This is a genomic window from Roseateles rivi (assembly GCF_043555845.1).
Lineage (GTDB): Bacteria > Pseudomonadota > Gammaproteobacteria > Burkholderiales > Burkholderiaceae_C > Roseateles > Roseateles rivi.
Genome location: NZ_JBIGHZ010000001.1, coordinates 583,644 through 597,794, shown reverse-complemented (window position 1 = coordinate 597,794; position 14,151 = coordinate 583,644). Strand labels below are relative to the sequence as shown.

Here is a 14,151-nt window from a genome sequence, read left to right as displayed (position 1 = left end):
TCAGCAAAGGGAGTAAATCATGGGCCGACCCTTCATCGTGATGGGCGACAAAACAAACCACGGCGGCACGGTGATCGAAGGATCACCCACCACCGACACCAACGGAAAACGCATTGCACGCGTGGGGGACAAAGTGAGCTGCCCTGTGAAGGGTCATGGTGGCGTTACTGTCATCGTCTCAGGCGACCCCACCTGCCTGATTGATGGCAAGCCTGCTGCACGACACGGCGACAAGACAGCCTGTGGGGCCATCTTGATTGCCGGCCAAGCCCTCACCCTCGACTGACCCCAGCCGGGACCAGCGCCCCGCCCTGCAGCGCGGCGCCTGTGCGTGGTATTTGACAGAGAGAACTCCATGGGTTGGTTGCGTGGGCTAGGTTTGCTGGTGGCCGTGACATGCGTTGTCTGGGTGGCTGTGCTTTGGCATTGGCAAGGCACCCATCGCGACATGTCGGTTGAGGACATCCTCATCTATCTGGGCGCATTGCCACTGACCCTGTTCGCCTTGCTCTTGGCTGCGCGCTGGGCGTGGCAAGGGGTCGAAAAGCGTTTGACCGCACCGGAACCAGCAGCCAACCCGGCCGAGACTCCGGCGGCTGCACCAACGCTTGCACGCCCGCCCAAAGCGATGCGCGTGCTGGGTGCGTACGTGACCACACCAGCTGGAGACACGGTGGGGGCCATGCTTGATGCAGCCGAAAAGAATGATGCTTGCGCAGACCTGAGTGACACCTTGTACGACGCGGAGGGCCTGCCTGTCATGGTGAGCTGCGTGCCCGAGCTCTCCACCGATGCCCTCACGCAAGAACTCGAAGCCCTGAACACTGACAAAAGCGAACACCCCGAACCCAGCGCAGCACTCTTGCGCGCCCTGAGCCTGCTGGAAGCGCCGCTGCAACAGGCCGCAGAGGCGCTGGGCGCTTGGCATGAGGCGCAAGCGCCGGTCAGCCAAGCCGCCCCTCGATTGCACGTCCGCGTACTGGCGGCATGGCCGCAGTTTTGGAATGCCGCCGAATTGCAAGTGGCGCAGACCTGGCTGCAGAGTCGCCTGCACAAATGGGGATCGAATGTGGGCCTGCCGCCGTCGCTGTGGCTCATGCAGCCCAGCGCAGCAGCGCTACCGCTGTGGTCGCAGGTGGAGCGCCTGGCTGACGCTTTGCGTCACGAGCGCCTGGGCGATGCGCTCTTGGTCTTGGCCACGCACAGCGATGTGTGTGAGCAGCGCATTCAAGCCCTCGATGACGTCGGGCAACTCTTCAACGCCCGTCGCCCCAAGGGGCTAATCCCTGGGGAAGCAGCATGCGCCATGGTGCTGGACGAAGCGCTGCTGAGTCAGCCTGCCGCGGGCGCAGAAGACACCCCCTGGCTTTACGCCGCCGCGCTGCAACAACGCGACAAATCCGTGGATGCGCCCGGGCGCATTGGCGCGAAGTGGAGCACCGCTGTGCTTGAACAGGCCATGCTCAGCCGGACTGAGGCGCCGAGCGCCAGCTGCGTGGTCAACGACGCGGACCATCACAGCCCCAGAGGCGCGGAGATGTTCGCGGCCATGCACGAAAAGTTTCCGGATCTTGATGCCGCCCAAGACCAACGTATGTTGGGGCCGCTGCTGGGGCATGTGGGCGCAGTCGCCCCCTTGTTGGTGCTGGCCAGTGCCGCAGAACTGGCCCGGCAAAGCACCAAACCCTGCATGGCACTCAGCGTGTCTGACCCGCTATGGCGCCTGGCCGCCCTGGCCGAACCCTCCCCTCAAGCCGTGACGGCTTCCACCCCTTCTGAATCTCCCAACGCAGCATGAACCGCTTTTGGACCATACTTTTTGACACCCGGGTGCTGACCGTTTTGGGCTTGGCCTCGCTGGCAGCATTTCTATTCCTAGGTGCCGATGCTTTGAAAGTGGCGCTGATTTGGGCAGCGGCTGCTTTTGCTGTCTTCCTGCTGGTTTGGGCTGTGGTCTGGGCGATCAATCACTGGCGCGCACGCCAGGCCGCACAGGCCCTGGAAGAAGCCATTGACGAGCAAGCCCGTGTGGCCGAGCAAACCACCGCTCAACACAAACGCGCCGACGTTGCGGCTCTGCGCGAAAAGCTGCAGGCCTCCATCAAGACAATCAAAAGCTCCAAGCTGGGTCAACTCAGCGGTTCGGCAGCGCTGTATGAGCTGCCTTGGTACATGATCATCGGCAACCCAGCTGCGGGCAAAAGCACGGCCGTGGTGCGGTCTGGTTTGACCTTTCCTTTCAGCGGCGACGGCAGCGACAGCGGCAACATCCTGCAGGGCATTGGTGGCACACGCAATTGCGACTGGTTCTTTACCAGCGAGGGCATCCTGCTCGATACCGCCGGGCGCTACTCCGTGCATGAGGAGGACCGGGGGGAGTGGCTGGGCTTTCTGGACTTGCTCAAGCGCTACCGCAGCAAAGCGCCCATCAACGGCATCGTGATGGCCGTCAGTGCGGCCGAGCTGGCGCAGGGGCGTCCGGAGCAGGCCATTGCACTGGCCAAAAATTTGCGCCAACGGGTGCAGGAGCTGACTGAACGACTGGAAGTCTTCGCACCTGTGTATCTGGTGTTCACCAAGGCCGACTTGATCAGCGGTTTCACGGAGTTTTTTGCCGACAGCGATCGCAACGAATGCGACCGCATCTGGGGCGCCTCCCTGCCCTATGAACACAAGGAGCGGCACAACGCCGTTGCGCAGTTTGACAAACACTTCAACGAGCTGTGCGACGGGCTGAGAGAACTGTCCCTGGCCCGCATGTCCCTGGCTCGAGGCCAGGCACTTGCCCCCGGGGTGTTGTCTTTCCCCTTGGAGTTTGCGGCGCTCAAACCAGTCTTGCGCGCCTTTGTGGCAACCCTGTTTGAAGAGAACCCCTATCAATTCCGGCCCGTGTTTCGGGGCTTCTACTTCACCAGCGCCATTCAACAGGGCCTGCCAGACAGCCGCGCCAGCACCCAGGTGGCACGGCAGTTTGCACTGCAGCTGCAAGGCGCAAACGAAGCCGGCGCAGGACCCGAACACGCCCGTGAACACGGTTTTTTCCTGAAGGATTTGTTTGCCAAGGTCATCTTTGCCGACCGCAACCTGGTGCGCCAATACGCCAGCCGCGAAAAGCTGCGTTGGCGCGTTGGCACTTTGTGTTCGGGGGTGCTGGTGCTGGCCTTGACGCTGGGGGCATGGAGCTGGACTTACCTGGGCAACCGCCAGCTCATGGCCAATGTCCAAGCTGATTTGGAGATGGTCAGCAAGCTGCAATCCGAGCAGCAGGATTTGGCCTCCAGACTGCAAGCGCTGGAAATCTTGCAAGAGCGCATCACCCAACTCAAGCGCTACCGCAAGGACCCGCCGTTGGAGCTGGGCCTGGGCCTCTATCAAGGGGATGCGATTGAGACCAAGCTGCGTGAGGAATACTTCGCTGGCGTGCGCCAGGTCATGCTGCAGCCGGTGATGCAGGCCATTGAAATCTATCTGGCGGAGGTCAACGCCAACCCGCAAAGGCTCAAGCCCCTGGTCACACTACCGGAGTCGGGTGCAACGCCCGCTGCACGCAGCGAAACCCGTGCCGCTGGGGCACGCTTCATCGACGCCTCGCCGGAGGACTCTGCTGACGCCTACAACGCGCTCAAAACCTATCTGATGCTGGCTGACAAAGAGCGTCTGGAGCCCAGCCACCTCACCGACCAAATCACTCGCTTCTGGCGCGGCTGGCTCGATGACAACCGAGGCACCATGCCGCGCGAGCGCATGATTCGCAGCGCCGAGTCCATCATCAGCTTTGTCAGCAGCAACTTGCAAGACCCTGCCTTCCCGGTGATGAGCAACCAGCTCGCGCTGGTGGATTCCACACGCGAACACCTGCGCGAAGTGGTCAAGGGCATGCGCGGTGTGGAGCGCGTGTATGCCGATGTCAAAGCCCGAGCAGCCACGCGCTTTCCGCCCATCACGGTGGCTGGTTTGATGACCGAGACCGACCAGCACACCGTGGCGGGCAGCTACGCTGTGCCCGGCACCTTCACCCGCGAGGCCTGGGATGGCTACATCAACCAAGCCTTCAAAGATGCGGCGAACAAGGAGCTGCAAAGCGTGGACTGGGTGCTCAAAACCAGCGCACGCGATGACCTGACGCTGGAAGGCAGCCCCGAGCAAATCCGCAAGCAGCTCACCGAGCTCTACAAGCAGGAGTACGTGCGCGAGTGGCAGCGCTTCATGCAGGGTGTGACGGTGACCGAGTTCGCCTCCTTCGAGCAGGCTGTGGAGCGGGTGAACCGCTTGGGCGACCCGCAGCAATCGCCAGTCTTGAAGGTCTTGCAAACACTGCTGGATCAAACGTCCTGGGACAACCCCTCGCTGCTGAACGAGCGCCTAGCGACAACGCAAAAAGGCGTGGTGGAGTGGTTCAAGCGCACCATCTTGCGCCAAGCGCCATCGCGTGTGGACATCAACCTGCAGCTCGGCGGGCCACAGGCTGCGATTCCCTTGGGGCCGATTGGGCGCGAATTCGCACCGCTGGCCCGCATCATGATGTCGCGAGAAGGCACCACCGCGCCCATCAACGAGTACCTGGTCTCACTGTCCAAGCTGCGCACCCGCTTCAACCAAATCAAAGCGCAGGGCGACACTGGGCCGGGGGCTCGCCTGTTGGTGATTCAAACGCTGGAAGGCGGCGACTCTGAGCTGGCGTTGACCTTGCGATTGGTGGACGAGCGTTTGCTCAACGGCATGACTGACACCGCCAAAGCAGCGCTGCGCCCCTTGCTGGTGAGGCCGCTGATCCAAGCCATGGCCGTGACCGTGCCCCTGGCGGAGAGCGAGGTCAATCGCATCTGGACGGCTCAAGTGCATGAACCCTTTTCGCGCACGCTGGCGGCCAAATACCCCTTTGATGCAGCCTCACGCGTAGAGGCCGGCCCGGCCGAAATCGCCAAAATCTTTGGTCCCGACGGGGCGGTGGCCAAGTTCTCTGCCGAGGCGCTGGGCCCGCTGGTCGTGCGTCGCGGCGACGTGGTTGAGTCACGCCAATGGGCGGAGCTTGGCGTGCGCCTGCGGCCCGAGTTCAAAGCCAGCTTGGGCCATTGGGTGGGCCCCTTGGACGGCTCTGCCTCTGCGGGGGCTGCGGGCGCTGCCGGGGCAGCTGGCGCTGGTCAGGCAGCTGCGGGTGCGGCAGCGGCCAGCGCCGACCAAGTGGTGTTCCAAGTGCTGCCAATGGGCTCACCGGGCCTGCGGGAATACGCACTCGTGGTCGATGGGCAAACGCTGCGCTACCGCAATACGGCGCCCGAGTGGATGCAGATGGTGTGGCCCAACCCCAGCGGCGTGGCTGGTGCCCGACTAAGCGCCATCACCAACGAAGGCCAAACGGTGGAGCTGGTGAACGAACCGGGCAGCTACGGCTTGAACCGCCTGTTCGAACTGGCCCAACGACGCAAGCTCCCGGACGGCGCTTTTGAGATGAGTTGGAGCAAAGACATCCACAAGGTCACCCTGCAGCTGAAAGTGCTGCGCTCCCCAGGCGAAACGGCGCCGCAAAACAGCCAGGGCCGCGGCACGCAAACGGCCGCCGCGGGGGGCGGCCCTGTGGCGGGCATGGTGCGCCTCAAAGGCGTACGCCTGCCCACCGTCGTTGCCGGTGGTGACGAACCCTTGTTGCAACCTGCGAACTCTGGCGCACCCACAGGCGGCGCTGTCAGCACGTCCGCGGTGGCGGTGCCTGCTGCAGGAGTGAATCCGTGATGGCCTCCACCATGCTTCACACCGAGCCGCTGCTGTACTTCGGCAAGCTACCCTCGCGCGGCGACTTCGTGCGCAGCAGTCGCGGGCAAGGGCTGTTGAACATCCTGGACCGCTGGCTGTCCGGCGGTATCGAGGCCATGGCTCGCGACCCGCGCTGGAAAGAGGTGTACGACCAGTCCCATCCAATGCACTTTGCCTTCCTGGGGCCGCGCAACAGCTATGGCTGGGCAGGCCACTTGCTGGCCAGTCATGATGCATCGGGACGGCGCTTCCCGTTCATCGTGGGCAGCCGCGTCGAATCCTCGCAACCCAGTGCTGCGCTGGCTTACGCCCCGCTCGTGCTGAGCCCCTTGTGGCAGGGCTTCAGCCACTACGCCCAACGCGCTCAGCTGGACCCCGACGCCGCGCCATTGCTCTTGCAATACAACCAGGCTGAGGTAGAGGTCGACCTTGCGCTGGAGCCGCACATGCAGCGCTTGAATGAGCTGCTGCAAGCCACCACAGTCGGTGAGCTTCAGCAGCAACTGCAGCGGGACGGCCATGTTCTGAGCCTCAAGCGCACCGTGCTGGCCTTGGGTCTTTTGCTGCAGCCCTTGCCCAGCAGCGGGCAGCGCAGTCTGGACCGAGGACTTCGTTTGCCCCTGCCCCAGGACCCGCTCACACGCACCGCGGTGGCCTCGCTGTGGATGACCATGGTCAGCAGCTTTTTGCAACGCGCTGACTTTGAGTTGGCGCTGTTCATGCCGCAGTCCCAGGCGGAACCCGCCGAGCTCATCGTCGGCTTCGACGGCGCGTCTGCGCGCATTCTCCAAGCCGTGCTCGATCCGGCCTTCGCGCCCGAAGTCTTGATCGACGTGCGAGACGCCGACTGGGTGGACGAGCACCTCGGGAACGACTACGCCCTGCACAAGCTCGCCAGCTATCTGGACCAAGATCAGCTCTCGCTGCAGCAAATGATGCTGACCTTCAAAGAAGTCTTTCTAGGACATTGACCGTGAGCACGCCCATGCACGTACGCCTCCTTCCGCGCCAAGGCCCGCACCTTTGGGCCGCCTTGGCTCTGGGCCTGACCCTGAGTGGCCTGGCCGCCGCGCAAACAAGCGCGCCTGCGCCCAGCAACAACGCGCCAGCTCGCCCCAACACCACCGCACAGCCCGGCATGGTGGTGGTGGCGGGCACGGTGCCCGACGAAGCCTCGCGCCAACACATCCTGGTGCGGCTGCGGGAACTCTACGGCGTTGACCGCGTGGTCGACCAGCTCGGCGTTGCCCCCCTGGCCGCACCACCGGCGTGGTCCGAACATGTGCAGCGCATCCTCACGCCCGAGCTCAAGCGCGTGAACCGCGGGCAAATCGCCATTCAGGGCAATATCGTGCAGATCAAAGGCGAGGTCGCGGATGAGGGGCAACGCCAGCTGGTCGTCAACACCTTGAGCACGCAGCTCAACAACCCCACCTATGCCCTGCGCAACAACCTGCGCGTGGCCGGCCCGGGGCAGGACAAGGTGGATGCGGCGCTGGCCAACCGTGTCATCGAGTTCGAAGCCGGGCGCGCCGTGCTGACCGCCACCGGTCAGGCCGTGCTTGACCAATTGCTGCCCGTGTTGGCACAGCTACCCGGCCGCAAATTTGAAATCCTGGGCCACACCGACGCCATCGGTGCACGCGCCACCAATGTGTCCCTGTCTTTGGCCAGAGCAGACGCAGTGAAGGACTATCTGGTGGGCAAAGGTTTGGCGGAGGGCCTGCTCAACACCTCCGGCGTTGGGCCTGACCGCCCCGTGGCAAGCAACGACACGCCTGAGGGCCGTGCGCGCAACCGGCGCATTGAGTTCCGCGTGGTTCAGTAGACCTCAATTCAAGATGACACCAAACGGGGGCCATCCCGTCTGTTGTGCCTGTGTGCTCAGGGCACAACCCAGGCAATACCCCCTCAATCCACCACAAACACCAGCGCCGTGCGCGGAGGAAAGACGAAGTGGCCGGTGGTGGGGTTGAAGTGGGCTTGCTCGCGGGGGCGGGGGTCGGCGGCGCCAGGCTGCAGGTGCAGCGGGTGCAGATGCCAGGCTTGGCCTGCGGTGTGGGGCAGGTGCAGGGTGTGGGCATGAACGTCGGCGTTGACGGCGTAGATCACGCGGCTGAAGTTGGCGCCGGGCAGGCGCTGGCCGTCGAGTTCGCCCACCAGCAGGGTGGCTTGCTGCTGTGGGCCTGTATTGTGAAAGCGCAGGCGTTGCCGGACTTCGGCGGCACTGTCCAGCGCGAACAGCCGCGTGCTGGTGCGCAGGCGCAGCAGGTCAGCGAAGGCGGCAGCGCTCCAGCGCATGTGCTCGCTCTGCGGCTTGATGCGCGGATTGGCCAGCACCGGGGCCATCCAGGGGTAGTGCGCAGCGTTGTCGGGCTGGGGCGGCAGTCCGCTGCCGAAGTGGTTGTTTTGCAGCGTCCAGTCCAGGCGGTTGAACCAGTCGCCAGAGTCGTAGCTGTTGCGGTCCAGTGATTTGGAGCGCAGGGTTTCAATGCCCGCGTGGAAGTAGGCCACACCCTGGCTAAAGGCGGTCAGCGCCATGCCCAGCACTTGCACGCGGGCGCGGTCTTCGCGCGTGGTGTCTTGCGGTAGGCGCAACGCGTTGATGTCGAACAGGGTTTGGTTGTCGTGGTTGTCGGCGTAGTTCACCACCTCGCCCGGTGCGGCTGTGTAGCCCGCGCTTTGTCCAGCGTAGTCGATGTCGGCCAGGCGCCGCTCTTGTCCGTCCCATGTATGCAGACGATAGTCGCGCAGGCTGCCAGCCAGGCCCACGCGCAGCCAGTCGGCGCTGCGCAGCAGGTCCTCGCGCTGGGCCGCGCTGCCCAAGGCGTTGGGGGCATAGAACTGACCGTTGAGCCAGCCTTGGCGGCGCACCATGTCCGCGCCGCTGTCGGCCGCGCTGCCGCCGCGCAGGGCGTCGCGCGCCCGGTCGCTAAAGGTGGCAATACCACTGCCGTAAAGCGACAGCTGTGAGGCCTGCACAAAGCGCGCACCGTCGGCCACTTCGCCAAAGTTCCAGCCTTCGCCGATGAGGGGCACGAAGTAGCCCAATTCGGCCTGCAGCCGCGTTTGCAAGCGCTGCATGAGCGCGCGCGGCTGATGTGCCATGAGATCAAAGCGGAAGGAAGCGATGCGGTAATGGCGCGCCCACTGCAGCACGGAGTCCAGCAGCAAGCGGCCCATCATGCGGCGCTCGGTGGCGGTGTTGTCGCAGCAGGTGGAACGCTCGATGCGGCCCTGGGCGTCGTAGCGGTGGTAGTAGCCCGGCACGATGCGGTCCAGCACCGAAGCTGCCTGCTGGCCCGAGGCCGCCATGTGGTTGAACACCAGGTCCATGCCGGTACGCAGGCCCATGCCCGCCAGGCCCTGCACCATGCGGCGGAATTCCAGGATGCGGCGCCCGCCCTCATTCGCGTCGCTGGCGTAGCTGCCTTCCGGCGCGTTGAAGTGCAAGGGGTCGTAGCCCCAGTTGAAGCAGTCGCGTCCGGCTTGCGCCATGACCTGGGCCTGCGGGGCCAGGCTGTCGGGCGTGGCCGGTGGCTCGACCGGGCCTGCGGTACAGCCGCGCTCGGGCACGCTGGAATAGTCAAACACGGGCAGCAGGTGCACATCCGTCAGGCCGGCCTGGCTCAAACGGCTCAGGTGCTGCATGCCCAGCGAATCGGGCTCGGCAAACGCCTCGTAGCGGCCGCGCCGGGCTGCGGGCACAGAGGGGTCGTCGCGCGAGAAATCGCGCACGTGCAGCTCGTAGACCACCATCTCGGTGTTGCGTTGCACGCGCGCGGGCGGACGCAGGGCGTCCCAGCCCGGGGGCTTGAGCGCAGGGTCGGCCAAGTCGGCGATATAGCTGCGGCGCGAATCGGCGTTGAGGCTGACCGAATAGGGGTCGGTGACGCGGTTGAGCACGCGCCCCGTACCAGGCACTTGCACCTCCACCAGGTAGCGGTAGTAGCCCCCGCGCCAGGCCGCGGCCCCCTGCCCTTGCCACAGCCCGCTGCGGGTCTGGCGCTGCAGTGGCAGCAGGGTTTGCAGCGGGCCCTCAGCACTGGCGTGGTGGCAGAGGTAGACAGCTCTGGCCGTGGGGGCCCAGAGCCGGAAGCTGAAGCCCCCGTGCGGCTCGGGGTTCACGCCCAAGGGCGGCGCTGCCTCAGCGCTGGCGTAGAGCGCATCGAGCCAGGCACCGGGCTGCACGCCGGTGTAGTGACGCACACGCGCCGCACTGTCTTGCGCCACCAACAGCAGCTGGCCGCGCAGCAGGGCTTGAAGGTGCGCCAGCGGTACCCCTGCCGACAGGCGCAAGCGCCGCCCTGCCCCTATCCAGGCTTGATGCCCCTGGGCGGCAAAGGGGCCACCGTCTTGCAGGGGCAGTGTTTGCGCGTGGCCCTGCACGCGGCCATGAGTGTCCAGCTGCAGCTGCCCTGTGGGCGAGTGGTAGAGCACAAAGCGCAGACCCTGCAGTGTCTCCCCCGGTGCCGTCCCCAAGCCCGCCCACACCAGCTCACGCACCGACAGGGCTTGTGCGGCCGCGCCATGGGCTGGCAAACGCTGGGCCTGCAGGACTTGATCAAAACCGGGCGCATCGCAGGCTTGTCGCAAAGCTTGGGCGCTCAGACCCGCCGCGCCTGCGTCCCGCGCAGGCAGCAGCGCCAACAGGCCGAGCAGACCAGCGCAGAGGGTGCGAAACATGGTGTGTGGAGCCGCTGCGGCGGCGATCGGCAAACGGGAAGGAGATGGTAGCAATACTACACATCCACACTTCCCCACCGCACGCCAGGGCGTGAGGGCTGATTTACCAAGAACTGAACAGTAGCGACACAATAAAGGCCAGCATTCGCGCAACCCGGCTTGATGCAGTAAGCAAACTACAGCATCAAGCCCTACAAACTGCCCCTTCAGCGCCCCAAGCACCCCTTCACCGACTGAGCCCGCCATGCTGACAAGGAGAACCCTGTTGAAGACCACCGCCGCCAGCGCCGCCTTGGGTGCCCTCGCGCCAGCGCATGCGAGCGCGGAGGCGCCGCCACAGCCGGCCTTGCAAAGGGTGGAGCCCCCCAGCTGGTGGGTGGGCATGGCCGAGCCGCAGCTGCAGCTGATGTTGCATGGCCCGGGCTTGGCCGCGCTACACGTCCGCATGAGCGCCCCGGGTGTGCGGTTGCTCGGGCAGCAGCGCCTGAGCAGCCCCAACTACCTCTTTGTAGACCTGGAGCTGGCGGCGGACTGCCGCCCTGGCCGCATCGACATCCAGCTGCATCACCCCGGCCATGACACACCGCTGCTGAACTTGAGCTATGAGCTGCAAGCGCGCGAGCCTGGCTCGGCCCAGCGCCAGGGCTTTGACACGCGCGACGCCGTTTACCTGCTGGTGCCCGACCGCTTTGCCCGGGCCGAACCGGCGGTGGCGCCGCCCGCCATGCGCGAGTCGCGCGTGCAGCGCAGCCAACCCGGCGCACGCCACGGCGGCAATCTGGCGGGCCTGCGCGAGCACTTGGGCTATATCGCCGACATGGGCTTCACTCAGATCTGGCCCACGCCCGTGGTGGAAAACGACAACCCCAGCTACAGCTACCACGGCTACGCGGCCACGGACTTTTACCGCGTCGACCCGCGTCTGGGCAGCAATGAGGAGTACCGCGCACTGGCCGTGCAGGCGCGCCAACAGGGGCTGGGCTTGATTCAGGACATCGTGCTCAACCACATCGGCGACCACCACTGGTGGATGGCCGATCTACCCACACCCGAGTGGCTCAATCAGTGGCCAAGCTACACCGAAACCCACCACGCCCGCGTCACCTGGCAAGACCCGCATGCCGCGCCCAGCGACCAACGCCGCTTCAGCCAAGGCTGGTTCACGCCAAACATGCCCGACCTCAACCAGCGCCAACCCCAGCTGGCAACTTACCTGATACAGATGAGCCTATGGTGGATCGAATACGCGGGCCTGTCGGGCCTGCGCACCGACACCTATTCCTACTCCGACCGCGACTTCCTCAGCCGCTGGTCCGCACGCCTGATGCGCGAGTACCCACGGCTGAACATCGTGGGTGAGGAGTGGAGCGGCCACCCCGCCATCGTGGCCTACTGGCAGCGCGGCAAACGCAACCATGACGGCTATGTCTCCTCCACGCCGAGCATGTTGGATTTCCCGCTGCACTACGCGCTGATTGCCGGGCTCAAAGAGGCCGATCAGGGCGAAGGCGGCATTTACAAGCTGTACGAAGCCTTGGCCCAGGACTTCCTTTACGCGGATGCGAACCGGCTCATGGCCTTTGAGGGCAACCACGACACGCCGCGCCTCTACAGCCAACTCAACGAGGACCTGGACCTGCTGCGCATGGCCTGGGGCTATCTGTGTGTGGTCAACCGCATCCCGCAGTTCCTCTACGGCAGCGAACTGTTGCTGACCAGCCCGGGGCAGCGCGACGACGGCCAGGTGCGGGCCGACTTCCCCGGCGGCTTTGCAGGCGACAGGGTTGACGGCTTGCGCGGCCGTGGACTGAGCCCACGCCAGCGCACCGCCCAAGCCCTGCTGCGGCAGCTGCTGAACTGGCGCCGCCAAACTCGCCTGGTGCACGAGGGCCGACTCACGCATTACGCGCCGCTGCAAGGTGTCTACGTGCTGCTGCGTCACTGGGGCGCGCCCGGCAGCGCTGAGGCCCGCCAGGGCGAGCGCGTGATGTTGGTGCTGAACAAACAAAACCAGGACGTGGCCCTGGACCTGCGCCGCTTTGCCGACGTGCTGGGCCCGGGCGACCGCGCCCATGACGTGCTGCAGGGCGGTGCCGCACGCGAACTGGGGCGCACGCTCACATTGGCAGCGCGCTCCACCACACTGCTGCAGCTGGCGGCACGCTGAGGGCGCAAACCCTCAGGGCAGGCGCAGCAGTGCCAGGGGGGCACGGCCGCTGGCCGCGGTGATCAGACCCAGCACACGCGCGGGTTCCCCACCTTGGTGCAGGCCCAGCATGTCCCAGCTGAAACGCCAGCGCCAATTGCCATCGGGCTCGCCCGGCACATTCATGCGGTGTGCACCATCCAGGCCCAACACGTCCTGCAACGGGAACAAGGCCATGTGGGCCACCGAGTTGCAGCAGGCGCGGATCATGGCCCAGTGCACATCGTGCTCGCCACAGGCCAGGTAGGAGCCCGCAAAAGCACGCTCGCGCGGGCTGGCGGCCTGCCACCAACCGCGCACGGTGTCGTTGTCATGCGTGCCGGTGTAGGCCACGCTGGTGCAGGGCCAGTTGTGGGGCAAGAACTCGTGCGTGCCATCACCGCCAAAGCCAAACTGCAAAATCCTCATCCCCGGGAAACCGCAGGCTTGGCGCAGCGCATGAACATCCTCGGTGATGAAGCCCAAGTCCTCGGCCACGATGGGCAGGGGGCCCAGCTCACGTTTGATGGCATCAAACAAAGCCTGCCCAGGCCCCGGTCGCCAGTGCCCGAGGCGTGCATCGGGGCTGCTGGCGGGAATTTCGTAGTAGCCCGCAAAGCCACGGAAATGGTCGATGCGAAACACATCGGCCAGCGCCAGCGAGCGCTTGACGCGTGCCGTCCACCAGGCGAAGTTCTCATGGGCCATGCGCTCCCAGCGGTAGAGCGGGTTGCCCCAGCGCTGCCCCTGGGCAGACATGGCATCGGGCGGCACACCGGCCACCACGGTGGGCTGGAAATCGGCATCCAAAAGGTATAGATCGGGCCGCGCCCAGCAGTCGGCACTGTCGTGGGCCACGAAGATGGGCAAGTCACCCATGAGGCGCACGTCGCGTGCATTGGCATAGGCCTTGAGCTGGCGCGCCTGCTCGTCAAACTGCCATTGCACAAACTGCCAGAAGCCCAGCTCCGCAGCCGCCTCGCTGCGAGCCCGCGCCAATGCGGCAGGCTCGCGTCGCGCCAGCGCAGGCTCCCAGGCCCACCAAGGCTGACCCTGGCGCAGCGCATGCAGGGCCATGAACAGGGCGTAGTCCTCCAGCCAGTGCTGCTGAGCCTGGCACCAGTCTTCAAAGGCCTGGCGCTGCATGGGCGTGGCGCGGGCTCTGAACCCGGCCTCAGCAGCGCGCAGCTGCTGCTCGCGCCAGGGGCAGATTTGCGCGTAGTCCACGGCCAGGCTCGGGAACTCGGGCACGCTGGGCAGAACCAGCCAGCCCTGCTCCACCAAGGGCTCCAAGGCCACCAGCCAGGGGTTGCCCGCAAAGGCGGACACCCCTTGGTACGGGCTGTTGCCCGGGCCTATGGGCGTGGTGGGCAGCATCTGCCACAGGCGCTGACCTGCGCTGTGCAGCCAATCCACAAAGCGGTAGGCGGCGGGGCCGAAGTCGCCTGACCCATGGGGGCCAGGCAAGGAGGTCGGGTGCAGCAGCACACCGGCCATGCGCAGGTTCATGTCCATCTCGGGTTCTCACG

General features: G+C 65.4%; 8 protein-coding genes. 6 read left to right on the top strand and 2 right to left on the bottom strand.

Annotated elements, in window-relative coordinates:
• Positions 1 to 19 precede the first annotated feature (19 nt).
• From ACG0Z6_RS02660 to ACG0Z6_RS02640, 5 genes are all read left to right on the top strand, one after another.
• On the top strand, positions 20 to 286 hold the full coding sequence (locus tag ACG0Z6_RS02660; RefSeq protein ID WP_394458515.1) for a PAAR domain-containing protein: 267 nt from the start codon (positions 20 to 22) through the stop codon (positions 284 to 286).
• Between the two features lie 69 nt (positions 287 to 355).
• On the top strand, positions 356 to 1,798 hold the full coding sequence (locus ACG0Z6_RS02655; RefSeq protein ID WP_394458514.1) for a hypothetical protein: 1,443 nt from the start codon (positions 356 to 358) through the stop codon (positions 1,796 to 1,798).
• The gene (gene tssM / locus ACG0Z6_RS02650; protein ID WP_394458513.1) at positions 1,795 to 5,730 is read left to right on the top strand and encodes a type VI secretion system membrane subunit TssM; all 3,936 of its coding nucleotides are present in this window, start codon (positions 1,795 to 1,797) and stop codon (positions 5,728 to 5,730) included. Before ACG0Z6_RS02655 ends, tssM begins: the two co-directional genes overlap by 4 nt.
• Complete coding sequence (gene tagF, locus ACG0Z6_RS02645) at positions 5,730 to 6,722, top strand: type VI secretion system-associated protein TagF (protein ID WP_394458512.1); 993 nt, start codon at positions 5,730 to 5,732, stop codon at positions 6,720 to 6,722. Before tssM ends, tagF begins: the two co-directional genes overlap by 1 nt.
• A 14-nt stretch (positions 6,723 to 6,736) precedes the next feature.
• Positions 6,737 to 7,579 (top strand): OmpA family protein, encoded by an 843-nt coding sequence (locus ACG0Z6_RS02640; RefSeq protein WP_394458511.1) that lies wholly within the window; start codon positions 6,737 to 6,739, stop codon positions 7,577 to 7,579.
• An 83-nt stretch (positions 7,580 to 7,662) separates the two neighbouring features.
• Here ACG0Z6_RS02640 and ACG0Z6_RS02635 read toward each other — a convergent pair whose 3' ends face one another.
• Complete coding sequence (locus tag ACG0Z6_RS02635; protein WP_394458510.1) at positions 7,663 to 10,437, bottom strand: alpha-1,6-glucosidase domain-containing protein; 2,775 nt, start codon at positions 10,435 to 10,437, stop codon at positions 7,663 to 7,665.
• A gap of 265 nt (positions 10,438 to 10,702) precedes the next feature.
• On the opposite strand from ACG0Z6_RS02635, the gene ACG0Z6_RS02630 reads away from it, so the two are divergent.
• Positions 10,703 to 12,604 carry a glycoside hydrolase family 13 protein gene (locus ACG0Z6_RS02630; protein ID WP_394458509.1) on the top strand — a complete coding sequence of 634 codons (1,902 nt, stop codon included), beginning with the start codon at positions 10,703 to 10,705 and terminating at the stop codon, positions 12,602 to 12,604.
• A 12-nt stretch (positions 12,605 to 12,616) separates the two neighbouring features.
• On the opposite strand, the gene malQ is transcribed toward ACG0Z6_RS02630, so the two are convergent.
• Complete coding sequence (gene malQ / locus ACG0Z6_RS02625; RefSeq protein ID WP_394458508.1) at positions 12,617 to 14,137, bottom strand: 4-alpha-glucanotransferase; 1,521 nt, start codon at positions 14,135 to 14,137, stop codon at positions 12,617 to 12,619.
• Between the last annotated feature and the right edge of the window lie 14 nt (positions 14,138 to 14,151).

Coding starts and splice junctions, on each gene's coding strand:
- ACG0Z6_RS02660 (WP_394458515.1), top strand. CDS start 20: ATGGGCCGACCCTTCATCGTGATGGGCGACAAAACAAACCACGGCGGC.
- ACG0Z6_RS02655 (WP_394458514.1), top strand. CDS start 356: ATGGGTTGGTTGCGTGGGCTAGGTTTGCTGGTGGCCGTGACATGCGTT.
- tssM (WP_394458513.1), top strand. CDS start 1,795: ATGAACCGCTTTTGGACCATACTTTTTGACACCCGGGTGCTGACCGTT.
- tagF (WP_394458512.1), top strand. CDS start 5,730: ATGGCCTCCACCATGCTTCACACCGAGCCGCTGCTGTACTTCGGCAAG.
- ACG0Z6_RS02640 (WP_394458511.1), top strand. CDS start 6,737: ATGCACGTACGCCTCCTTCCGCGCCAAGGCCCGCACCTTTGGGCCGCC.
- ACG0Z6_RS02635 (WP_394458510.1), bottom strand. CDS start 10,437: ATGTTTCGCACCCTCTGCGCTGGTCTGCTCGGCCTGTTGGCGCTGCTG.
- malQ (WP_394458508.1), bottom strand. CDS start 14,137: ATGGACATGAACCTGCGCATGGCCGGTGTGCTGCTGCACCCGACCTCC.